We start from the raw sequence: 23,233 nt of genomic DNA, 5'->3' as shown, positions 1-23,233 counted from the left end.
ATGATTTTTAACTTAAATTTCAAATAAGAATTCAAGGAATTAACAGAAAAACAAAAGACTCCAAAATATGGAGTCTTTTTACTATCTGAACACGGTTTACAGTGTCATTTTTTAAATAAGAGAGATGGATTACTGTTTCCAGTTATGCCGCCCATTCTATATTACGATTTCTTTTCTCTTCTTTGGGCATCAAGAACAGCAATAGTAGCAAGGTTCACAATCTCATCAACGCTTGAACGCATCTGAAGTACATGTACCGGCTGCTTCAGTCCCATTAAGATCGGTCCGATTACCTGTGCTACTTTCATTCCTCTCAGAATTTTGTAAGAAAGGTTGGCACTTTCCAGATTCGGGAAGATGAAGGTATTGGCAGGAGTAGTTCCCAATTTAGAGAATGGATAATCGCTCAGATGATCTGCGTCCATAGCAAAATCCGGCTGAATTTCACCATCCACAATCATTTTAGGGAATTTTTCGTGAAGGATATTTACTGCTTTTGCTACTTTTTTAGAAGTTTCAGAAATGGCAGCAAAGTTTTCAAATCCAAGCATTGCAATTCTCGGTTCAATAGCAAAAGATTTTACTGTAAATTCTGCCATTTTAGCAATATTAACAAGATCTTCCGCAGTAGGATTCTGATTGATGGAAGTATCTGCGAAGAAAATAGGTTTCTTTTCAGACAGGATCATCATCATCGCTGCTACTTTATCTACTCCTTTATCTTTTTCGATCACTTCTAAAACAGGACGTAAAACGGAAGTATAGTTTTTAGAGAATCCTATAATCAGCCCATCCGTATCACCATGTTTCAGCATCAAAGGTCCGAAGTAATCTCTCTGGCGTACGTATCTTTTTGCTTTGTACTCGTTCATTCCTTTTCTCTGACGAAGTTTCCAAAGGGTTTCTCTGTATTTCTTTCTGTTTTCTTTCTGATCGTCATCACTTGGATCAATGATTGGAACATCCAGGGTAATTCCGTAACGCTCCATCTGCGCTTTGATGTATTTTTTATCTCCTAAAAGACTTGGGTAAGCAATTCCTTCTTCATAAAGAATCTGAGCAGCTTTCAATACATTGTATTCTTCAGCATTTCCAAGGGTAATTCTTTTCGGATTGGATTTCGCACGGCTCTGCATCATTCTTACCAACCTCTCATCTCTACCCATTCTGTCTAAAAGCTGGTGTTCGTATTCTTCAAAATCCGTAATGGTTTTTCTGGCCACACCACTTTCAATAGCTGCTTTTGCTACAGCGCTTGATACTTTTGTGATCAGTCTGTTATCAAATGGTTTCGGAATGAAATATTCTCTTCCAAACTGAAGATTCTGAACGTTGTATGCTAAAATTACAGCTTCCGGCACCGGTTCTTTTGCAAGATCAGCAATGGCGTGTACGGCAGCCAGTTTCATTTCTTCATTAATTGCGGTAGCCTGTACATCTAACGCACCACGGAAAATATAAGGGAATCCTAATACGTTGTTTACCTGATTAGGATAATCACTTCTTCCTGTAGCCATGATCACATCTTTACGGGTTTCAAGAGCAAGATCATAAGCAATTTCCGGATCAGGGTTAGCTAAAGCGAACACAATAGGGTTTTCGTTCATGTTCAACAGCATTTCCGGAGTCATCACGTTTCCTTTTGACAATCCAACAAAAACATCAGATCCTTTTAAAGCATCTTCCAATGTTTCAATATCTGTCTGAGCAATGAAATCTAATTTTTCCGGAGTAAGATTTTCTCTCTTATGGTTGATTACTCCTTTACTGTCACACATCAGGACGTTTTCTTTTTTCAATCCTAATGAAATATAAAGCTTGGTACATGCAATAGCTGCCGCACCCGCTCCGTTGACCACCATTTTCACTTTGGCAATATCTTTATTGGCAATCTGCAGAGCGTTGATCAATGCAGCAGCTGAGATAATGGCTGTTCCGTGCTGGTCATCGTGCATCAAAGGAATATTCAATTCCTCTTTCAGTCTTTGTTCTATATAAAAAGCTTCAGGCGCTTTAATATCTTCAAGATTGATCCCACCAAAAGTAGGAGCAATGCCTTTTACGATTTCAATAAATTTGTCCGGATCTTTTTCATCGATCTCAATATCAAAAACGTTGATATCCGCAAAGATCTTGAATAATAGTCCTTTTCCTTCCATTACCGGTTTTGAAGCTTCAGCACCAATGTCTCCCAGTCCAAGTACGGCAGTACCGTTAGAAATTACTGCTACCAGGTTTCCTTTTCCCGTATAATCATATACTGTTTCCGGCTTATCATGAATTTCCATACAAGGAACCGCTACTCCCGGAGAGTAAGCCAATGACAGATCTCTTTGAGAAGAGTGTGGCTTTGATGGGATTACTTCAATTTTTCCTTTGGGTTCTGCTTTATGATAATCCAGCGCGGCCTGGCTAAAGTTCTTTTCGTCACGATTGTTGTTACTTGACATAAAATTTTGTTTTTTGTTAAAGTATATATTTAATGTGGTAATCTACTAAGCTTTCAATTGGTTTCTGCACAACATGTCCCACATTTAAATTAAGTTCTGCAGCTACAGAACGTAGTGTATTTTCATAATAATAAGCGATGGAACCGATAAAATTAATCTCGGCGTCATGCGCTTCCTTATAAGGAAGAACCTGATATTCGAAGAAACTTTTCATTTCTTCAAACACCATGTCTTTGAAATAAGGATGGTCTTTTCTTTCGATTACAAATTTGGTAAAATTCGCCAGATATGCGTTGGGCCTTGGAGTATGATACATGTTTTTCAATGCATCTTCAACGGTAAGATGATAATCTGCTTCAAATTCTTTATGAAGATCTGCAGGCAGTTTTTTCATAAAGTATCTGCGTACCAACTGCTTTCCGATAGCACTGCCACTTCCTTCATCTCCGATCAGGAATCCCAGCGAAGGCAATTCTATCTTTACATTTTCACCGTCAAAAAAACAGGAATTAGATCCTGTGCCAAGAATGCACACGATAGCAGGTTTTCCGCTGTACGCTGCATATGCTGCAGCCATCAGGTCTTCCTTTACTATAATCTCTGCTTTTCCAAAAACCTTTTTCAGCTCTTCTTCTATGGTTTCGCAATTTTTTTTCACACCGCATCCGGAACCATAAAAAAAGACTTTGGTAATTGAATTTTTAACCGATATCAGATTGCTATTCTTCTGTATTTCAGGAGCGATCAGTTCTCTGTTGATAAAATTCGGATTGAACCCAATTGTTTCTGTTTTCAGAAAAACTTTCTTAAAGTCATCAAGTATTACCCAATCCGATTTAGTAGAACCACTATCTACAATAGCAACCATATTTTAGATTTTAATTTAAGCTTGCTAAATTATGAATTTATCTTCAATTAGCGTTTAAAAACAACCTGGAAGCTGTCTAAAATCATTAATGTTTGATTTGTGTTTTTTTTTCGTTGAATTGCAAAAGCCAGTCTTCTATTTCGTCTTCCAGATAGGAAGTCTGTAATACCATTGCATTGATAAAATCATCAGGTACTGCTTCTCCATTGGAGTTTTCAAGATTCCACAATTCGTTTGACATATTTTCATATTCTGAATACACTCTTTTGAAGCGGGAATTTTCTTTCTCAAGAGCCTCAATATTTTTCTGTTGAAGCTGGAATTTTCTGTATTTGTTTTGACGTTTCATACAAATATTATTATTAATTGGGTCATAAAAAATTGGAGTATATGCTCTTAACCGCGCACTACAAGATAGAAAAACCATCAACACAAAGAGTTGAAAATGAATTTATTATCAGGTCTTAATTACATCATTCTGAATATTAAAATTAGACATATTTTTTATTAAAAAAAATATTTTAACAACTTTTTTCAGTGTTTAACATATAGTTATAAATTTGCATATTCATATTGTGAAGCTATATAACTGTTGGGATTTCAAAACCATTATGAACAGAAGAAATTTTCTAAGATGTTTATCTGGTGAAAGATAAATCAACCCGGCAGGCTGCCCGATATGTACAAAGATTTTAGTTTTATACTTATTAAATGAAAGAAATACTCTTACGCCAGAAACAGGTTTTGTTCTTCATCATTGCAGGAGGGCTGAGTGCCATTGTAGAAATAGGCAGCTTTAAGATTTTCAGCACCTATCTTCCGCACTTCTTTGTAAAGGAGACCAACTTCTATGGAGTACATTATCCTTTAAGTAACATTTTTTCTACGAGCTGCGGGATTATTACCAATTACTTTCTGAGCATCTGGTTTGTATTTGAAAGAGGAAAACATTCCAAGAGAAAAGAGTTTGCTTATTTCATGGTAGTCTCTTTTTTTTCAACAGTACTCAGCTTAGGTTTTTTCCAAATATTTTACAGCTTCATATTTAAAGATAATATCAATTTATTTTTTTATACCTTGAGCCCGGAAATGATTAGTAAAATTGCAGCAATATTGCTGGTTTCCATTCTGAATTATTCGATAAAAAAGAAAGTAATTTTTAACGGTTAAGCTGTGACAAAAATTTTAAATTATCTCTGGAGATTCTGGCTGCTGCTGTTGGCATTTTTTCTGACGGTAAGTATCGGGATTCCGGTTTATATTTTATCCTTTAATAAAAAGCATTATAAATACGGCTATAAACTAGTCAGGGTCTGGTGTTTCGGTATGTTCTACGGAATGGGCTTCAGATATGACCTGATTAAGCTTTCGGAACAGGAAAAAGACAAAAATATCCCTTATGTTTTTATCTCCAACCATACATCCATCATGGATATTATGCTTGTATGCATTTTGTTTCCGGACCACCCGATATGTTTTGTAGGAAAAAAAGAGCTGGTGAAGATTCCTATTTTCGGAACCATATATAAAAGAATATGTGTAATGGTAGACAGAGCAAGTGCAAAAAGCCGTGCAGATGTATACCGCAGATGCGCCGAGAAGATGGAGGAAGGCAACAGTATTGCCATTTTTCCTGAAGGCGGTGTGCCTGACGACACTTCTATTATCCTGGATGATTTTAAGGACGGTGCATTTATGCTGTCTTCAAAACATCATTCTCCTATAGCTGTTTATACCTTTGTGGGACTCAAGGAAATGTTCCCTTTTGAAAACTCAAAAGGCTATCCGGGAAGAGTAAAGGTATACTTCAATGGAATCATTGAGCCTACGGATTCGCCAAAAGACTTAAAGGCAGAGGCTTATGATAAAATAAAAAAAACCTTAATCAGGTATTCCGTTGAAAGGAAATAGCTATATTTGTTTGTGAAATCTATAATAAATATGTCAAATTATTCTAAACAAACCAATTGGGCCCAATTCATTCCGTTGGTTACTGTATTCTTCTTTTGGGGATTTGTAGCAGCCAGTAATGATATTCTGATCCCTGTTTTTCAAAAAGCCTTCAATCTATCCCAAACGGAAAGTATGCTGGTACAGATATGCTTTTATGTAGCGTATACTGTAGGTTCTTTAATTTATATGCTTGTATCAAAGAGCCTTAAACAGGACTTGATTAATAAAATCGGATATAAAAACGGGCTTATTGTGGGGCTTCTGATTTCCGCATTGGGAACGTTATTATTCTATCCTGCCGCCAATATGCATTCTTTCCCTTTAATGATCTCCGGATTATTTATTGTAGGTTTAGGATTCTCTCTCCAGCAGATTGTTGCCAACCCACTTGCTATTGAAGTAGGTCCTACAGAAACAGGATCTCAGAGATTAACAATGGCTGGAGGAATCAACAACTTAGGAACTACCATTGGACCGCTTATTGTTGCATTTGCTATTTTCGGTTCTGCAAGTGCCGCCAATACAGAGGCGAGTATAGAAAGTGTAAAAATACCTTACCTTATATTAGGAGCAGCTTTTGCTTTGGTGGCTTTAATGCTTAAGTTTTCTTCACTTCCTGCAGTAACCCCAACGAATACTGAGAATACCGATGATACAACTCCGGGAGAGCACAGAACTTCGGCTTTCCAGTATCCTCAATTGGTTATGGGAATGATCGCCATTTTCGTCTATGTAGGAGTGGAAGTATCCACAGCGAGTAACCTTCCTGCTTATATGGAAAAAAATCTAGGATTTGAGACAAAAGATGTAGCACCTTATATCTCTTTATACTGGGCCTCCATGATGATTGGCCGTTGGACAGGTGCTGTAGAAGCATTTGACGTAAATGCAGGATTCAAAAAGATATTAAGATTCTTAGCTCCTTATCTTGCGTTCTGTCTATTTTTATTCGTAAACGCTATTGCGAACCACGATCTTTCTCCTTTCTATGTTTATGGATTTATCATCATTGCGATGATTATCTGTGATATCTTAAGTAAAGGAAACCCGGCAAGAATGCTTCTGATCTTCTCTCTGGCGGGGATTACAGCATTGGTTATCGGGATGTTCACTACCGGAATGGTATCTGTGTATGCATTTACGAGTGTGGGTCTTTTCTGTTCTACGCTATGGCCATGTATCTTTGCACTGGCTATCAACGGACTTGGAAAGCACACCAACCAGGGTTCAGGATACCTTATTATGATGATTATGGGTGGAGGTATTGTAAGCTTTATACAGGGTTATATTGCGGATATTACCAATATTCATTTCAGTTATATAGTAGGAGTTATTTGTTTTGCTTATCTTGCATTCTATGCGATCCGTGTAAGTGGGATTCTGAAAGCCCAGGGCATTGATCTGGATAAAGTATCTAAAGGTAATGGTCATTAATATAACAACAAACATATATAAGAAAAAGAGATTTTGGGCAGGTGTATTACTTGCCCAATTTCTTTTGTTTTATGGATTCTCAAAATCCAAAGTAATGATTTCTTTTTTTGAAATTTTTTTTGAACTTCAGAAAGAAGCTCATCAGATACTTTTCAGCTGGATTCCGTTTTCTATTGGAGATTTGATTTATATTATATTGGGAGGCTTTCTTTTATATTATTTAATTTCTCTATTCAGGAAGCAGCGAAGAAACAATTCCATGATAAAGCTCCTGATCATCATTAATGTCTTTTATTTCATTTATCAGGTATTCTGGGGAATGCTCTATTTCCAGACTCCTATTATTAAAAAACTTTCGAGCCAGAAAGAACCGGATGTAGAAAAAGCAAGAAAACTGGCTCTTGTTTATCTTGAAAAATGCAAGGCGACACGACAGTTTGTACAGGAAGACAGCAAGGGAGTATTTATCATTACTAACCTCACCTCTATTGAAAAGGAAATTCTGTATCAACAGAAAAAGCTTCCTTCTTATATTTCGGATAAAAAAGCTCCTCAGATCCTGAACATTAAACCTAGTATCTTCAAAAATGTAATGAGTTTTACCGGAATTCTCGGATATTATAATCCTTTTACTGCAGAAGCTCAGTATAACTCTGAATTGCCTCATAGTTTCATTCCTTTCACTACTGCCCATGAAAGTTCTCACCAATTGGGTTTTGCCAGAGAACAGGAGGCCAATTTTGTAGGGTATTTATTAGGTATTCATTCCAGCAATCCGGAATTAAGATACAGTACTGAATTTTTCACTTTAAAAAGTCTTTTAAGATTTATTGCAGAGGAAGATCCTCATTTTGTAAAGAAGATCCTTCATCAGTATTCCCCTGCCATGAAAAGAGACCGTGCTTATGAAAAAAGTTTCGTTCTTCAGCATCAGGGATGGCTGGATGAGTTCTTTGGGTTTACTAATAATCTGTTTCTGAAAAGTAATCAGCAGGAAGGTTCTGTTACCTATTCTTACTTTATTGATCTGCTCTTAAATTACGAAAAAACATAAAAAAAGAATCGTATCAGGCGATACGATTCTAAAAACACAAATGATGAAAAAAAATTTATTACCTTGACTTGTTCCCTCATTCAAGGCGATGTAAAAGTACGACATATTTTATAAATACAAAAACATTTCTATCCTTTTTTAAAACTTTATGAAAAATTTATGATTTTTTAAGTTTTTTTGAGTTCATTTTATCTTGTCACAAATCATACAAAATAGCGGTATCCTACACTCAAAACAAGGTTAAAAGTCGTATAAGCTATGAAAAATTAAAAAAATAAAACATTTGTTTAAATAAAAAACATTTCAATTCCATCCCGTTTTACCTATTTTAAAAATTAGAGTTATCCCCTATATTGTATGAGATATTTCTAAAATTTCAAATTCAAAAAATCAAAATATATCCATCATTTTTTTAACTACTATTAAACCTGTTTTTATTCCAAAATTCGCAAAAGGAAGCTAAAGATATATTTCACCCCCGAAAACTCTCAAATATCATAATATTGAAATCAAAACAAGAGAATCTGTAATTCACATCAAAAAAGGTGGTTCCAGCTTGTAATAATACAAACAAACTCATACTTGGGAGATGAGATAAGACTGCTCATTATTAATATCAGTACTATACTACATCGTAAAACTCTAAATCTAATACAATAAAATACTGAAGATCAAATAAAATCTACCAATACCCGTTCATATCTCACTAATAAAGGAAAATATTTTTTGTATATTTAAAACATCTGTGTATTTTAGATAAAAATATTAATATGATTTTTGACAAACTAATTAACCATTTAAAACTCGATAAACAGGAATTTATCTTCCAGTTCAATTCCCATCCCAATTACCCATCTGCACTGGCATTTAGTGACACTCTGAACTTTATGGGAGTAAAAAATGACGCTTACGAACTAGACAAAGAATATTGGGACGAACTTCCTGAAGAATTTATTGCCATTGTTGAAAATTCATTTTCCCTGGTAAAAAAGTCAGGAAGCAATTATTCAGTATATTCAGAAAAAGCAAAGACCTTTGGTAAAGAAGAACTTTATAATAAGTCAACAGATTTCGTGCTTCTGTTTGAGAAAACAGAAAGTGCAGAAAGCAAACTGGTTTTCAATTTCAAACCGGTACTTTATATCATTTTTGCAGTTGTTCTTGCTTATTCTTTTATTAGCCAAACCATTTACGAAGCTCTATTTAACATTCTTTCATTAGCAGGAGTCTATATTTCTCTTGAAATTTTCAACCAGAAATTCGGAAATACTTCTACTGTGATCGGTAGTATATGTGGAGGCGGAGGTGCAGCAGCAAATCAGACAGCCAACTCATGTGATAAGATTATAAAACAGGATAAAACCAGTATTCTAGGGTTAAAATTTGCAGATTTTTCTCTGATCTATTTCGCAGGGCTTGCGGTATTGGGTCTTTTCTTACCAGCTACAGCGTATATCGTAAAAGGTTTTACATTCGTTTCCGTACTGGCAATAGGATATTCTCTGTATATCCAGGCATTTGTAGAAAAAACATTTTGCAGGGTATGTCTTTTAATTATTTCAATCCTTGCAGGACAAATTGTAATAAGCAGTTTATTTTTTGAGAATCTGTCTTTCAGTGTGGGAACTCTCTTATTAACTGTCATTCTGTGGACTCTTGTATTTTCTGCAGTTATTTATTTCAACACTCTTCTTGAGCAAAAAGAGGCACTGCAAAAATCAAATGCAAAAAATCTCAGATTCAAAAGAAACTATGAACTTTTCAAAAATCAGATGGAACAAAATCCAAAAATAGAATTTCAGGATACTGAAACTTTCGCCGTTGGAAAAAGAGATGCCAAGCTCCGTATTTCTATCGTTTCCAATCCATATTGTGGTTTCTGTAAAGATGCACATAAACTGATGGAAGGTCTTCTGGAAAAATATCCTGATGACATTTCATTGCAGATGAGATTCAATTACAGCCCGGACAGAGCTCCTGAAAAATACACGCAGCTTATTTCAGATTTAACTTATATTTACCATAATAAACCTGAAAAAGAATTTTTACATGCTGTAGAAGAATGGTTTGAGACTAAGGATGAAAGCAAAATCAATGCACTTTCCGGCGGAAAAATAAACTCAGAAAATCTGAATCCGCTGGTAGAGATGTCTGTAGAAAACAATAACGCAGGATTAAGCTTTACTCCTATCTTTATCATCAATGGATATCAGTTCCCGGATAAGTATGACCGTGAAGATATATCGTTCTTTATTGATGAATTAATAGAGGATGATGAGATTTAGTAAATAAATCTTCTTCATCTAAAAATTTCACTATCTTAGGAAAAACAAAATAACCATCTGAAAAGATGTAAAAGAATAGAAAAAAAGGTGATCAATGGGACTATTTCCAGTTTACCATTTCATTGAATTATAATTGAATTAAAGCAAAAATGTCGTCATTCATTGACGGCATTTTATAATGAGTAGTAGTTTTGAAAAAAAAGTTTCCTTTTTATAAGCAACCAGATACCAAAGACTGTGGTCCTACATGCCTCAGAATCGTAAGTAAGTATTATGGTAAAAGTATATCCCTGCAGCAGATTCGTAACCTTTCCGAAACAACCCGTGAAGGAAGCAGCCTTCTTGGCCTTAGCGATGCCGCAGAAAATCTTGGATTCCGGTCCATGGGAGTCCAGATCGATTTCAATACCCTCGCAGAAGAAGTTCCTTTCCCATGTGTAGCGCATTGGAACAAAAATCATTTTGTTGTTGTATACAAAATCGACAAAAACAACAAAGTATATATTTCAGATCCCAGCTATGGACTGATCACTTATACCAGAGAAGAATTCATCAAATCCTGGATTGGAGAAAATGCCAAAGAAAATACAGAAGAAGGAATTGTCCTGATTCTTGAAACAACTCCTGCATTTTTCCAGACAGAGTTTGATGCTGAAGAAAGTAAGGCCAGCTTTACATTCCTTTCCAAGTATCTTCTCAAGTACAAGACACTAGTTATACAGCTTGCTATAGGACTTTTAGGAGGAAGTTTACTTTCCCTGATATTTCCTTTTCTTACGCAAAGTATTGTAGACGTTGGAATCCAGAACCAGGATATTAATTTTATCTATGTGGTTTTACTTGCACAGATCATGCTTTTTCTGGGAAGAATGGGAATTGAAACAATCCGAAGCTGGATTCTTCTTCACCTTTCAGCAAGAATTAATATTTCGATCATCTCCGATTTCTTTATCAAACTGATGAAACTTCCGATAAGTTTCTTTGATACCAGGATGACAGGAGATATTATGCAGAGAATTAATGATCATCACAGAATTGAACAGCTTCTTACCAGTTCTTCACTGAATACATTATTCTCACTGGTGAATCTTATTATTTTCAGTATTGTATTATTATTTTATGATTACAGACTTTTTATTGTTTATCTTGTAGGAGCTGTATTATATATCGGCTGGATCAGTTTTTTCCTGAAAAAAAGAAAAGAACTTGACTATAAGAGATTCTCTCAGGTATCTCAGGAACAGAGTAAAGTAATTGAGCTTATCAACGGTATGCAGGAAATCAAAATGCATAATGCTGAAAAACAAAAACGATGGGACTGGGAATTTCTACAGGTAAAACTTTTTAAAATCCGGATAAAATCCCTTTCATTAGAACAATGGCAATCTGTGGGAGGAAACTTTATCAATCAGATGAAAGATATTCTGGTGAGTTTTCTTTCTGCTAAACTTGTTTTAAGCGGAAACCTTACTTTGGGGATGATGCTTTCTGTTCAATATATCATTGGACAGTTAAACAGCCCGCTTCTTCAGCTTATCGACTTTATCAAGCAGACTCAGGATGCTAAGATTTCCCTTGAAAGGTTAGGAGAAATTCATGATAAAGATGATGAAGAAGATAAAAATGAACAGTATGCCACAGATGTTCCGAAACAAGATATCGAAATCAAAGATATGTCATTCAGATACATTGGTTCTGATGTCCCGGTTTTTGAAAATTTAAGCCTTACAATTCCTTATCAGCAGACAACAGCTATTGTTGGAGCCAGCGGAAGTGGAAAAACCACTTTATTGAAACTGTTGATGAAATTTTATGATCCTGACCAGGGTGAAATCAGAATCGGAAATACCAATATGAAAAATATTTCTCCAAGGTACTGGAGAGATCATTGCGGTGTAGTAATGCAGGAAGGATATGTTTTCAATGATACCATTGCCAATAATATTGCTGTAGGTGAAGATCATATCGATAAACAAAAACTGAGACGTGCTGTAGAAATCGCCAATATCAAGGATTTTATTGAAAGTCTTCCATTAAGTTATAATACAAAGATTGGAAATGAAGGAGTTGGAGTAAGTGGAGGCCAGAAGCAGAGACTTTTCATTGCAAGAGCAGTTTACAAATCTCCTGAATATATTTTATTTGATGAAGCCACCTCTGCATTGGATGCCAACAATGAGAAAGTAATTATGGAAAATCTTGAACAGTTCTTTAAAGGCAAAACAGCAGTAGTGATTGCCCATAGGCTTTCTACGGTAAGACATGCTGATAAAATCATTGTACTGGATCAGGGGAAAGTGGTAGAAGAAGGAAGTCACGCTGACCTGGTAGATTTAAGAGGAGAATATTACAGACTTGTAAGAAACCAGCTTGAATTAGGAAGTTAATGGTATATGCAAAATTTGAAAGTTTAAATTAAAATTAATAGTGAGAAATCCCAAATACCTACTGACTCAAGTATTTCAGCACTGGAATAGGTATGATGGAGGTTTTTCAATTATTTAAATTACATTCCCCCTGAAAAATGGGTGGAAATTTTACTACAGAACAATGAAAGAAGACGTTTTAGACAATATTGAACTGCGCTCAGAAAGCGTACAGGATATTCTTACCCAGCCACCGCATTGGATGATCCGCTGGGGAAACACTGTAATATTTATTATCCTCCTGTTGATTCTCTTCATGAGCTACATTATAAAATATCCGGAATTTGTACCGGCTCCTATTATTGTGACTTCCCAGAATCCGCCTGAGAAAATAGAAGCTCGAACCAGCTCCAAAATTGAAAAAATATTTATAAAAGATCATCAGCAAGTTAAAAAGAACGATGTTCTCATGGTGATGCAGTCTGCTGCTAATTATAAAGATATTTTAGAGCTTAAAAAACTGGTAGACTCAATCACACCTGATCAATTATATACCTTTCCAATTGCCCAGGCTTCAAGATTTAAACTGGGTGAATTGCAGGGTGAATATAACAGTTTCGCAAAAGCATTTCAGGATGAAGCTCTTTTTACAAGACTACAGCCTTACGCTCCTGAAAACCTCGCCGCCAATCAGAGCATTTCAGAATATAAAATAAGAATTGCTACTTTGAAACAGCAGAAAAGTCTGGAATCTATAAAATATGACCTGACAAAGAAAAACTTCAACAGATCTCAGGAACTATTTAATCAAGGGGTTATTTCAGCAATGGAACTTGAAAACGAAAAGATCAAATATCTTCAGGCTCAGCAAAATCTTGAGAATATTAAAATCTCCATATCACAAATGGATGAAGGAATCTCCAATCTGAATAAAACAAAAAGCGGAACTGCCATTAATACAGAAAAAGACAGAATTACCTACTCTTCACAAACCCTTCAGCTTCTTGAACAGCTTCGAAAATCTCTAAAGCAGTGGGAACTGAACTATCTTGTTATCTCATCCACGGATGGTGTTGCCAGCTTCCAGCAGTTCTTTGGTGAAAATCAGTTTGTAAAGGTAGGTGAACCCATCCTTTCTATTCTTCCTGAAAATAAAGAACAATTAGTGGGCAGAATGTCTGTTCCTACAACAAATTCAGGAAAAATAACTCCGGGTGAAAAAGTTCTGATTAAACTGGATAACTACCGATTCCAGGAATATGGTATCATCGAAGGAAAAGTACAAAACATATCTCTGATTCCTGATGATAAAGGAAATTATTATGTAGATGTAATTTTACCAAAAGGATTAAAAACAAGCTACAACAAGACACTTACATTTGACAAAGAATTGAGAGGCAGCGCAGAAATTGTAACACAGGATCTGCGACTGATTGAAAGATTTTTCTATCAGATCAGAAAGCTGCTTGGATATCAGGTTTAATAAACTTTTATGAAAAATTAAAACCGTTTTACAGATTTGTAAGCGGTTTTTTTTTGCCTATATTCTAAAAATTGTTACTCAAAATTTATAAGACAGAAAAGTATACTTATTTACACATTTAATCCCTCATTAAAAGGGTTTTCACTGCTCAGACAGGTTGTCAACTGTTTCTTCAAAGAAAGGTATTAAAAAAGCCACTGCTGAAAAATAATAACCAAGTTTTTTCGCGCTTGATCCCTTAATCCTTCAATGCGAAAATAAAAAACTTCAGAATGCAGCTCCGCGGTGTAAAAGACAAAGCATTCTTCTTATTCAGATTAGCTAAACTTTTTGCTTAGCCCCCAACTTTTGCGCTTGATCCCGTTTAAGCTTGATCCTTAAAAGATAAAGTGGCAATTTTTTTAAAAGTAAAAACCGCAATCATTAAATCAATGATTGCGGTTTATTGTAGCGAAGACGGGAATTGAACCCGTGACCTCAGGGTTATGAATCCTGCGCTCTAACCAACTGAGCTACCTCGCCGTTTTGGTGGTGCAAATATAGAAAATATTTCTTTACCTCCAAAATTATTTTAGCTTAAAATATTCTAAAACATCACCAACATGATCTGGTTTACTGATTATCTTATTGTTAGCATCTAAAATAAAATACGTGGGAGTTGCATGAATATTATACAAATCTGTGTAACTACTGTTCCATCCTCTCAATTCGGAATCATTCACCCAAGGAAATGCAGCAATTTTTTGGGTATATGAGTTCTTATCAACATCTAAAGACAGCCCTATAATCTGAATATTTTTTGATTTCAGATCATTATATTTTTCCAAAAGTTTAGGAAGTTCACTTTCACAGTGTGAGCATGTAGATGACCAAAAGACAACAACCTTTTTATCTGCTTTAATATCGTGTAATGATTTTGCAGTGGTATTAACGGGTGACTGGAACTTATAATTAGGAAAAACAGCCCCCATTTCAATATTCGCATTGGATTTCAATGTGGAAGCAAGCCTATCAGTGATGGTACATTTAAGATTTTTGGCAAGAGACAGATATTTACTCTTATATTCATCCATCTGATAGACATCAAAAATATCAATCAATTCTGACAATACAGTCTGTCCTCTTGGAGTCTCTACTTTTAAACGATCTAACAACTTATCAACAGAAGCCGTAACATTGGTATTCCCCCCTGAATTCAGATATGCTACCAATACAGGTCTCAATAATGATGAGCTTTCAAGCATATCACCTGATTTATCCAGAAAGTTGATTATTTCTTCCTGATCTGCCTTTTTAGCTGAATCCGGTGAATTGGAAAGAAACTTGCTGTAATTCGTATTATAATAAGCAATAAACGGATGTTGTGCTGCATCAATTGAACCTGAAGTACCGGAAAGTCTTTCAATTTCTGTTTTCAAAGCTTTTCCAAAATCAGTATTGTCTTTGTAATATTCTTTGATCTGTGCTAAAGCCGGCAAAATAAGCTCTTTCTTTTGTGAACCTTCTTGTTGTTTACTCATCAGATTATTGGCTTCATCCAGATATGTAACATCCTTTACTTTACTATTCTGGATATCCAGTTTAATGCTGACATTTTTATTTTCAGAAATAAAGCTTACGGTATTATTAGAACCTGGAAAATAAACTTTCATCATCCCCATATAATGGTTGGGATATTTAAAAGTCCACGTACTATTCTTACTCTGTTCTTTGGTAACAATAATATCTTTTGATCCGTTTAGTGTATATAGAATGGCATCCTGGTCTTTAAAATCTGACGGAGTCTGAATTGTAACAGTAAATTGAGCCTGCAAAGCAAATGCAGCCAAAACCGCTGATAGCGTATAAATCTTTTTCATAGAGTAAAAATAAAAAAACTCTCCGACTAATCAGAGAGTTTAATATTATTTTAATAAAATTTTATGCTTTTACGCTCTTGTACTTTTTTGTAAAGTAAACAATAAATCCTATTGCCATGATACCCAGTACATATACATACATATCGATTGAGGATGCTGGTGCTCCCGGACCTCCACCTCCGGTTCCTGCCCTAGCTGCTGTTGCACCAGGTGTAGGCGGTATTTTCTCTGCATATGCAAATGATATCACAAAAAGCAAAAGAGCCGATACTAGTTTATTAATAGTTTTCATAGTTGTTATTTTAAGATTTTAGTGTTAATAATTACTCCTTTTTCAGAAACCACTTTTACAACATATGAACTTTTCACTGAACTATCAAGTTCAAGTACAAAATCCGTAGATGTATTTACTGCTTTCTTAGAGATAATAAGCTTACCACTCATATCATAAACTTCAATATCTGCTTTTTTCCAGCTTGGATCAAATCTAACTATATAATTGCTAATTGTAGGATTATAAACAACCACTGTTTTAGACAATGTACTATTAGTATCTTTAGTTATTAGCGTACCTCTGTTAGGCTCTCCATAGTATAAGTTATAAATCTTAGAACCTACAGGAACTACAGCTCCTTGTTTAGCTTCTTGCGGGGTTCCGTTAGCAGATTTATAGTAGAAACCAATTCCTGAAGATAACTGATGTACTCCTGCAGGAATCAATTCAGCATTTTCTCTGATTTCAAATTTATAAGATGTAATTTTCTGACCTGCAGTACCATAATCAAAATTATCCATTACGATATCCTTTCCTAAAAAGTTATTTTCATTAGCTTCGTTAATGTATAACTTATATTGGCCAGAGTAATTAGGATCTTGTCCGCCATTTAAGGCTTCTTCATATGTAACAAGACTATTGCTGTTATCTGTAGCCGCCTGTATTGATGTTGCATTAGAAACCTGGTGACCTGTTGTAGCGTTTGGAGTAACTACGTAATATACTCTTGCTACTTCTTTACCATTAGCATCTAAACCAATTACACCTAATTGTTTTACAGTACCGCTATTAGTTTTAAATGCCGATTTACTTGCATTTACATTATAATCCGTACCAGCTGCTCTAGCGGTATTACTAAATCTTCTGAGAGTGTTAAAATTTAAGGTTTGAGGAGTATTATCTCTTAATTTCATAATGAAAACCCCCATCGGTTTTACGATCAAATTATTAACATCTCCTACCGGAATATGTGTGCTCACATCAAAGGTCATCGTAAGAGGATTCGTAAATGTACTTCCCACACCGGCAACATACTGAACAGTTCCGGGAGAATACTGAATTCCCCAAATATTACTGATAGCATTACCATCAGTAACTCCCCCATTTTCAACATATCCGATTCTTGACAAATCTAAATTCGTTAAAAAAGGATTTCCAAATTCGTAAATGTTCTTACCAAAGGTTCCAGCCCATAGACTGTTAGTTTCTTCAAACTGATCCCAAAGATAAGTATTGTACTTCTCATTATATGAGTTGGTGAAATTACCGTTTGTACCAAAGTTAACTCCATTACCTGCGTTAACTAGGTTGGCAGTCGCTAAAGTAGAATACGGCTTACCATTAATTGTGTAGACTCCACTTGCTGCAGGAGGATTACTAAGATCTAAATTATTGTTTTTTGATCCCAGCATATAATAACCATGAGCAGTAGCTACATTAGTAGTTGTTGCAACAGGTTTTGTATCTGATACAACTGTAGCATTATTCCACATAAAAATAGCATTACCAGAATATCTTACCCCACTGAAAGTTTTGTTTAATTCCGGAGAAAGAGATGATAATACTTTATCATTAAAAGGCAAAGCCATTTGCTGGTAAAAATCACCATTACCATGCTTAGCGTTTCTATACTCTTTACTAACAATACCTGTAACATTAGATTGGGATAATCCGTCTACGTATAGCTGACCATACGTAGAAGTAGCAAAGGAAGCAGGGGTATTAAGTCTTAAGATTATATTTCCGCCATCAGTCTTATCAGCACCACTGGCATCAATTGTTTTTAAGAGATCCGTACCAGATCCTACAACCATGATATTTCCATGTACGTCCAAAAGACCATTACCTTTTGTTTGTACACCTCCACCACTATAAACTAGGGTGCCTTCGCTCACATACATATTAGCATTAGTGTCAACATGACATAATATCTGCGCCTGAACAGAATAACCAATTGCTAAAAGACCTATAGCAAATAAACTTTTTCTCATTGTATAAATTATTTGTGTGTTAATACAATCTTCACCCGCAAAGGTATTATTATTTTTCTTAAAAAAAAAATTTTTTATCTATTAATCAAAACATTATCTTCAGTTAGGATAATTTCTTTCTCCTCTCCTATTGAAAACATATAGTCTTCTAGAACTTTTTCGGTGGTACCTCTAAGGCCTCTAGCACCTAATCCTTTTTCAATAGTTTCCTCTACGATTCTTTCAATTGCTCCGTCTGTAATTACCAAATCTGTGCCATCCATTTTAAAAAGTTCCACAAATTGATTCACGATAGAGTTTTTAGGTTCCTTCATAATTCTTACCAACGTCTCTTTCGTGAGTTTATCAAGGTAAGTAATGATTGGAAATCTTCCTAAAAGTTCCGGAATTAATCCGAAAGTACGAAGATCAATCGCATTAATATTTGTTAATATATATTCGTCCTCGTCAGTTTTATTGATTTTTTCAGAGCTGAAACCAATTGCCTGCTTGTTCATTCTTCTTTCGATGATCTCCTTGATTCCGTCAAAAGCTCCTCCTGCAATAAATAAGATGTTCTGAGTATTGACCTGGATATATTTCTGATCCGGATGTTTTCTTCCTCCTTGTGGCGGAACATTCACAATACTTCCTTCCAGCAGTTTCAGTAATCCCTGCTGTACGCCTTCTCCTGAAACGTCTCTTGTAATACTTGGATTGTCTGATTTTCTGGCAATCTTATCAATCTCATCAATGAAAACAATTCCTCTTTCAGCTTTTTCCACATCATAATCTGCTACCATCAGAAGTCTTGAAAGGATACTTTCGACATCTTCTCCTACATATCCTGCTTCTGTTAAAATAGTAGCATCCACAATACAGAAAGGAACATTAAGTTCTCTGGCAATTGTCTTTGCCAAAAGAGTTTTACCTGTTCCCGTCTCCCCTATCATAATAATATTTGACTTTTCAAGCTCCACTTCTCTGTTTTCGTCCTGAGCATGAAGCAATCTTTTATAGTGGTTATAAACAGCAATTGATAGCTGCTTTTTCGCCTGATCCTGTCCAATCACATACTGATCAAGGAATTCTTTGATCTCTTTCGGCTTTTTAAGCTCATCCATGCTGTTTGCAGGTGAATATCCTGTTTTTGATGCACCATCTTTTACAATAGCATGTGCCTGCTCTATACAATTTTCACAAATAAAACCATTCTGCCCAGAAATCAGCATCTGTACTTCATTTCTTTTTCTGCCACAGAAAGAACATTGGTTGGAATTCATATGATATAATATATATATATGTTAAAGAAAATCGTAAAAAATTACTTTTTTACGATTTTCTGGTTGTTAAGAATTAATTATTGAGTGTTGAATCTCTGTATATTCTTCGTTCGTTAATTTTAATCTTTCATTTCTGAAATTCATGTCTTCCATCTTATTTAAAGGAATCAGATGGATGTGTGCATGAGGAACTTCAAGCCCAACCACTGCTACTCCTACTCTCACACATGGAACTGCAGTTTTGATCTTCTTGGCTACCTCTTGGGCAAATCCCCAAAGGTTTTTGTATTCTTCACTTTTAAGATCAAAAATCAAATCCACTTCTTTTTTAGGTACTACTAAAGTATGTCCCTTCACCAAAGGCATTGCGTCTAAGAATGCAATGAAGTCTTCATTTTCTGCAATCTTATAAGAGGGAATTTCGCCATTGATGATTTTTGTGAATATAGTGCTCATTTTATCAGAAGTTTGGGTTAGATATTTAGAAGGTTAGAAATAAAAGGGAATATCAGACTATAATGAGATGTCTAATACTTCAAAAGACAGTTTGTTTCCGTTTGGTAAAATAATTTCAGCAACTTCACCAATAGCTTTTCCTAACAGCCCTTTTGCAATAGGCGTGTTCACAGAAATCTTTCCTGTCTTCAGATCGCTTTCGTTATCTGGTACCAATGTAAATACCTGCTCTTGCTTGGTAGCATTGTTTTTAAGTTTCACTGTCGTTAAGATGGAAACTTTTGAAGTATCTAATTGGCTTTCGTCTATAATTTTAGAAGTAGAAATTACGTCTTTCAGCTTGGAAATTCTCATTTCAAGCATCCCCTGAGCCTCTTTAGCCGCATCGTATTCTGCATTTTCAGACAAATCTCCTTTATCTCTTGCTTCTGCGATCTGCTGAGTAATTTTTGGTCTCTCTACAGTTTCCAACTGTTCCAGCTCAGCTTTCATTTTCTCCAGGCCCTCCTTAGTTACATAGCTTGCCATAATTTTCAAAATTTAGTTTTAGTATAAAAAAATAATCCGACATTTGTCGGACAATGTTTTCGTGTTGTAATCGTTTAACTTTTACAAATATATAAAAATTTAAATTGAAATGAAAAAAACTTTCTCAATCTTATCCATTTTCATTTTATTGATTTTCAGTAATTTAACCATAAACTCTTGTGGAAGCAGAGAAGATACGGTGAACTGCTTCCCCAATGTTCCTATCAATGTATCACTTAATCTAAACCTTCCTGCTTACTACGTTTTGAACAATATCAACGGCTGGATTTATGTGAATGAACAGCAATCTGGCACGAGAGGACTTATTATTGTTCGAACCGCAAACGGATTTAAAGTCTATGACAGGAATGCTCCACATATATGTCCTGATAATAACACCACTCTTGAGGTAAAAGACAATATTGCCATCATATGTCCGCAGGATGATACAAGATGGATCTTAAGTACGGGACAGCCGGAATCGGGAGCCAAAACTTCTCTGCCGCCTAAAACTTATCCTTACAGTTACGATGCCGCAAGTAAAATCTTAAATGTTTATTATTAAAAATATAAGATGAAGATCGTTATACAAAGAGTTTCTGAAGCCAGTGTAAGAGTAGAAGGAAAAATTGTTGGAGAAATCGGAAAAGGACTAATGCTGCTTGTAGGCATAGATGAAAATGATGAAAAGACAGATGCTGACTGGCTTGTACAAAAAGTTTTAAACCTGAGAATCTTTGGAGATGAAGATGACAAGCTTAATCTTTCTGTGAAAGATATTTCAGGAGAAATCCTTTGCATCAGTCAGTTTACATTGATTGCAGATTATAAAAAAGGCAACAGACCTTCTTTCATAAAGGCAGCAAAACCGGATAAAGCTGTACCGCTTTTTGATTATTTTAAGGAAGAAACAGCTAAATCGGGATTAAGAACCGAAAGCGGAATCTTCGGAGCTGATATGAAGGTTTCTCTTATCAATGACGGACCGGTTACCATTGTAATGGATTCCATTACCAAAAGCTAAGCGGAGAAGATAAAGGGGTAAAACATACGCAATACGTTTCAATTTATGAAGCGTATTTTTTTGGTTAGTAAGCAGAAAAATATCTGTCATTACACCTCACAGGTTTTGAAAACCTGTGAGGTGTACCATTCATAAACAAAGAAATCCTTTATAGAAAAGGAAGGAGTAAAAATAAAAAAAATAAATTCACAAAAATGTGATTTGTTCTTATTTTATTATTATTTTTGAAGCAAATAAAAACTGATTTACAACCATTTAACAAAATTATATGAAAACAAAAACCACCCTTTTCGCATTATTTGCGTTCTGTTCTACGCTGTCTTTCGGGCAGGACAGCCAGTCTAAAATGGCTGATGATCAAAATTCAATTATTTATGTATGTTTTTCAAAAGGCATCAATTCAGAAAAAACAGCTTTCAGCAGAAATGCTGATCTGGAAAGATTTTCAAGAGAAAACCACATCACATTTAAGTATGATCTGGACTTTACAGACAGCAAACTTGATGAAATGGCCAGAAGCAGCAAAGCCATCGGTAATTCCGGAGAGTCTGTGGAAAAGCTGAAAAGAATCTATAAGGCTGATATTCCTCTTCAGAATAAAGAAGCTTCAGAAAAAATCATTCATGCTCTTGAGAGATTTCCTGAAATAGAATATGTTTCCGTAATGAGTGCCGAACCTATCGAACCACCTTTGGTAAATGCTTTTGTGGCAACTCCTGATCTGGAAGGCCTGCAGACCTATCTGAATGACAATCCGGGAATCAATGCTAAATATGCATGGTCAAGAGGAATCACAGGACAGAATATCCGTGTGCGTGATGTAGAATATGGCTTCTATAAAACTCATGAGATGCTGTCTAACCAAAATTCAATACAACTTGAGTCCGGTTATTCTCCTAATGCAGGATTAGCCAATAATAATTACCGTGATCATGGAACTGCTGTGGTAAGTATTTTAGGTTCAGTAAAAGATAATACAGGACTTACCGGAGCTGCTTACAGTGCTTCTGAAATAAAAGGTTATATGGAATGGACCACCGTGGGATACAACCGGGCTTCTGCAGTGAGCAGATCTATTAATGCATCTCAGGCCGGAGATATTATTTTATATGAAATGCAGACTGGCGGAAAAGACGGTCAGTATTGTCCTGCGGAATATGATAAAGTAATCTGGGATCTTACCAAAGCCGCTACTGATTCAGGAATTATTATCATTGCAGCAGCAGGTAATGGAAACCAGAATCTGGATGATCCGTTTTATGCAGCCTATCTTGCAAGAGGAAACAGTGGTGCTATTATTGTAGGAGCAGGATCTCCTAATACTACCCATTCGAAATTAAGCTTCAGTACTTTTGGAAGCAGAGTGGATGTTCAGGGCTGGGGAAGCAGTGTGATGGCGGCAGGTTATGGATATTATGCGAAATATGACAATGACAACAACAGAACTTATAATTATTTCAGCGGTACAAGTTCTGCAACACCGGTAGTTTCTTCTGCAGCTATTTTAATCCAGTCTTTTTATCGTCAGACTACAGGTCAGTATTTAACGCCTTCGGCAATGAAAAACCTTTTAATTTCAACGGGAATTCCTCAGGGAGGAACTGTAACGGGTCAAAAGATTGGCCCACTTCCTAATGTGAAGAATGCCATTCTTAAGCTGGAAAGTAAATTTGCAGCACCTGTTAAAACTTTATCTGCCTTAGAGGTTAAAATTTATCCTAATCCGTCCAACAGTTCTATCGCTCTTAAAAGCAGTGAAAATAAAAAACTGGATGTAGAGATTATTAACCTTCAGGGACGAACTGTTATCAAAAATTCAGTTTTACCAAATGAAAAAATTGACATCTCACAGCTGCCAACAGGTCAGTATATTATTAACATTAATGAAGGCCAGAGAAGAGTTGTTGAGAAACTGACAAAACTCTAAATAAAAGATTTTTTTACCT

19 protein-coding genes, 1 tRNA gene and 1 pseudogene are annotated in these 23,233 nt (G+C 35.5%); 11 read left to right on the top strand and 10 right to left on the bottom strand.

Features of this window, described 5'->3' with window-relative positions; translation table 11 throughout:
- Window positions 1-161 precede the first annotated feature (161 nt).
- The 3 genes from C8D70_RS16900 to C8D70_RS16890 form a co-directional block, all read right to left on the bottom strand.
- Window positions 162-2,450: an NADP-dependent malic enzyme gene (locus tag C8D70_RS16900; protein WP_076596834.1), complete on the bottom strand. Its 2,289-nt coding sequence runs from the start codon at window positions 2,448-2,450 to the stop codon at window positions 162-164.
- Window positions 2,451-2,466: 16 nt separating this feature from the next.
- On the bottom strand, window positions 2,467-3,318 hold the full coding sequence (locus tag C8D70_RS16895) for an ATPase (RefSeq protein WP_076596835.1): 852 nt from the start codon (window positions 3,316-3,318) through the stop codon (window positions 2,467-2,469).
- An 85-nt stretch (window positions 3,319-3,403) separates the two neighbouring features.
- Complete coding sequence (locus C8D70_RS16890; RefSeq protein ID WP_076596836.1) at window positions 3,404-3,667, bottom strand: hypothetical protein; 264 nt, start codon at window positions 3,665-3,667, stop codon at window positions 3,404-3,406.
- Between the two features lie 362 nt (window positions 3,668-4,029).
- On the opposite strand from C8D70_RS16890, the gene C8D70_RS16885 reads away from it, so the two are divergent.
- The 8 genes and pseudogenes from C8D70_RS16885 to C8D70_RS21120 all read left to right on the top strand — a co-directional run.
- Entirely contained in the window at window positions 4,030-4,488 is a 459-nt protein-coding gene (locus tag C8D70_RS16885) for a GtrA family protein (protein ID WP_076596837.1), read from the top strand.
- A 3-nt stretch (window positions 4,489-4,491) separates the two neighbouring features.
- Window positions 4,492-5,229, top strand: a complete 738-nt coding sequence (locus C8D70_RS16880) for a lysophospholipid acyltransferase family protein (protein ID WP_110368085.1) — start codon at window positions 4,492-4,494, stop codon at window positions 5,227-5,229.
- A gap of 30 nt (window positions 5,230-5,259) precedes the next feature.
- Window positions 5,260-6,705: an MFS transporter gene (locus C8D70_RS16875; protein ID WP_076596838.1), complete on the top strand. Its 1,446-nt coding sequence runs from the start codon at window positions 5,260-5,262 to the stop codon at window positions 6,703-6,705.
- A gap of 94 nt (window positions 6,706-6,799) precedes the next feature.
- Window positions 6,800-7,759, top strand: a complete 960-nt coding sequence (locus C8D70_RS16870; protein ID WP_317047800.1) for a DUF3810 domain-containing protein — start codon at window positions 6,800-6,802, stop codon at window positions 7,757-7,759.
- A 770-nt stretch (window positions 7,760-8,529) separates the two neighbouring features.
- Window positions 8,530-10,044, top strand: a complete 1,515-nt coding sequence (locus C8D70_RS16865; protein ID WP_110368083.1) for a thioredoxin domain-containing protein — start codon at window positions 8,530-8,532, stop codon at window positions 10,042-10,044.
- A gap of 191 nt (window positions 10,045-10,235) precedes the next feature.
- The gene (locus C8D70_RS16860) at window positions 10,236-12,431 is read left to right on the top strand and encodes a peptidase domain-containing ABC transporter (RefSeq protein ID WP_110368082.1); all 2,196 of its coding nucleotides are present in this window, start codon (window positions 10,236-10,238) and stop codon (window positions 12,429-12,431) included.
- A 163-nt stretch (window positions 12,432-12,594) separates the two neighbouring features.
- Window positions 12,595-13,893 (top strand): HlyD family secretion protein, encoded by a 1,299-nt coding sequence (locus tag C8D70_RS16855; RefSeq protein WP_110368081.1) that lies wholly within the window; start codon window positions 12,595-12,597, stop codon window positions 13,891-13,893.
- 242 nt (window positions 13,894-14,135) lie between these two features.
- A pseudogene (locus C8D70_RS21120) lies at window positions 14,136-14,231 on the top strand (DDE transposase); the annotation flags it as partial.
- Between the two features lie 110 nt (window positions 14,232-14,341).
- Here C8D70_RS21120 and C8D70_RS16850 read toward each other — a convergent pair.
- The 7 genes from C8D70_RS16850 to greA form a co-directional block, all read right to left on the bottom strand.
- Window positions 14,342-14,415, bottom strand: a tRNA-Met gene (locus C8D70_RS16850).
- Between the two features lie 44 nt (window positions 14,416-14,459).
- On the bottom strand, window positions 14,460-15,752 hold the full coding sequence (locus tag C8D70_RS16845) for a TlpA family protein disulfide reductase (RefSeq protein WP_076596843.1): 1,293 nt from the start codon (window positions 15,750-15,752) through the stop codon (window positions 14,460-14,462).
- A 61-nt stretch (window positions 15,753-15,813) separates the two neighbouring features.
- On the bottom strand, window positions 15,814-16,044 hold the full coding sequence (locus C8D70_RS16840; RefSeq protein WP_076596844.1) for a signal peptidase: 231 nt from the start codon (window positions 16,042-16,044) through the stop codon (window positions 15,814-15,816).
- Window positions 16,045-16,049: 5 nt separating this feature from the next.
- On the bottom strand, window positions 16,050-18,017 hold the full coding sequence (locus C8D70_RS16835; protein ID WP_083688886.1) for a T9SS type A sorting domain-containing protein: 1,968 nt from the start codon (window positions 18,015-18,017) through the stop codon (window positions 16,050-16,052).
- Window positions 18,018-18,091: 74 nt separating this feature from the next.
- Window positions 18,092-19,279 (bottom strand): ATP-dependent Clp protease ATP-binding subunit ClpX, encoded by a 1,188-nt coding sequence (clpX, locus tag C8D70_RS16830; protein WP_110368080.1) that lies wholly within the window; start codon window positions 19,277-19,279, stop codon window positions 18,092-18,094.
- Window positions 19,280-19,345: 66 nt separating this feature from the next.
- Complete coding sequence (locus C8D70_RS16825; protein ID WP_110368079.1) at window positions 19,346-19,735, bottom strand: HIT family protein; 390 nt, start codon at window positions 19,733-19,735, stop codon at window positions 19,346-19,348.
- A gap of 57 nt (window positions 19,736-19,792) precedes the next feature.
- Window positions 19,793-20,263 (bottom strand): transcription elongation factor GreA, encoded by a 471-nt coding sequence (gene greA, locus C8D70_RS16820; protein WP_110368078.1) that lies wholly within the window; start codon window positions 20,261-20,263, stop codon window positions 19,793-19,795.
- Between the two features lie 109 nt (window positions 20,264-20,372).
- Here greA and C8D70_RS16815 point away from each other — a divergent pair, with 109 nt between their 5' ends.
- The 3 genes from C8D70_RS16815 (at window position 20,373) to C8D70_RS16805 (ending at window position 23,214) form a co-directional block, all read left to right on the top strand.
- On the top strand, window positions 20,373-20,828 hold the full coding sequence (locus C8D70_RS16815; RefSeq protein ID WP_076596848.1) for a hypothetical protein: 456 nt from the start codon (window positions 20,373-20,375) through the stop codon (window positions 20,826-20,828).
- A gap of 9 nt (window positions 20,829-20,837) precedes the next feature.
- Window positions 20,838-21,287, top strand: coding sequence for a D-aminoacyl-tRNA deacylase (dtd, locus tag C8D70_RS16810; RefSeq protein WP_076596849.1), 450 nt, complete (start codon window positions 20,838-20,840; stop codon window positions 21,285-21,287).
- Between the two features lie 268 nt (window positions 21,288-21,555).
- A complete protein-coding gene (locus C8D70_RS16805) occupies window positions 21,556-23,214 on the top strand; it encodes a S8/S53 family peptidase (RefSeq protein WP_110368077.1) in 1,659 nt (552 codons plus the stop codon).
- Window positions 23,215-23,233: the final 19 nt, after the last annotated feature.

The sequence above is a fragment of the Chryseobacterium sp. CBTAP 102 genome, from assembly GCF_003201365.1.
Taxonomy (GTDB): domain Bacteria; phylum Bacteroidota; class Bacteroidia; order Flavobacteriales; family Weeksellaceae; genus Chryseobacterium; species Chryseobacterium candidae.
Note: the sequence above shows the minus strand (reverse complement) of the source record. Positions and strands in the feature narration are given on the sequence as shown.

Bases quoted from the DNA above. Each gene is read 5' to 3' on its own strand.
- C8D70_RS16870 (WP_317047800.1), top strand. From the start codon at position 6,800: ATGATTTCTTTTTTTGAAATTTTTTTTGAACTTCAGAAAGAAGCTCAT.
- C8D70_RS16855 (WP_110368081.1), top strand. From the start codon at position 12,595: ATGAAAGAAGACGTTTTAGACAATATTGAACTGCGCTCAGAAAGCGTA.
- C8D70_RS16895 (WP_076596835.1), bottom strand. From the start codon at position 3,318: ATGGTTGCTATTGTAGATAGTGGTTCTACTAAATCGGATTGGGTAATA.
- C8D70_RS16885 (WP_076596837.1), top strand. From the start codon at position 4,030: ATGAAAGAAATACTCTTACGCCAGAAACAGGTTTTGTTCTTCATCATT.
- greA (WP_110368078.1), bottom strand. From the start codon at position 20,263: ATGGCAAGCTATGTAACTAAGGAGGGCCTGGAGAAAATGAAAGCTGAG.
- C8D70_RS16840 (WP_076596844.1), bottom strand. From the start codon at position 16,044: ATGAAAACTATTAATAAACTAGTATCGGCTCTTTTGCTTTTTGTGATA.
- C8D70_RS16815 (WP_076596848.1), top strand. From the start codon at position 20,373: ATGAAAAAAACTTTCTCAATCTTATCCATTTTCATTTTATTGATTTTC.
- C8D70_RS16805 (WP_110368077.1), top strand. From the start codon at position 21,556: ATGAAAACAAAAACCACCCTTTTCGCATTATTTGCGTTCTGTTCTACG.
- clpX (WP_110368080.1), bottom strand. From the start codon at position 19,279: ATGAATTCCAACCAATGTTCTTTCTGTGGCAGAAAAAGAAATGAAGTA.
- dtd (WP_076596849.1), top strand. From the start codon at position 20,838: ATGAAGATCGTTATACAAAGAGTTTCTGAAGCCAGTGTAAGAGTAGAA.
- C8D70_RS16825 (WP_110368079.1), bottom strand. From the start codon at position 19,735: ATGAGCACTATATTCACAAAAATCATCAATGGCGAAATTCCCTCTTAT.
- C8D70_RS16865 (WP_110368083.1), top strand. From the start codon at position 8,530: ATGATTTTTGACAAACTAATTAACCATTTAAAACTCGATAAACAGGAA.
- C8D70_RS16835 (WP_083688886.1), bottom strand. From the start codon at position 18,017: ATGAGAAAAAGTTTATTTGCTATAGGTCTTTTAGCAATTGGTTATTCT.
- C8D70_RS16875 (WP_076596838.1), top strand. From the start codon at position 5,260: ATGTCAAATTATTCTAAACAAACCAATTGGGCCCAATTCATTCCGTTG.
- C8D70_RS16845 (WP_076596843.1), bottom strand. From the start codon at position 15,752: ATGAAAAAGATTTATACGCTATCAGCGGTTTTGGCTGCATTTGCTTTG.
- C8D70_RS16890 (WP_076596836.1), bottom strand. From the start codon at position 3,667: ATGAAACGTCAAAACAAATACAGAAAATTCCAGCTTCAACAGAAAAAT.
- C8D70_RS16900 (WP_076596834.1), bottom strand. From the start codon at position 2,450: ATGTCAAGTAACAACAATCGTGACGAAAAGAACTTTAGCCAGGCCGCG.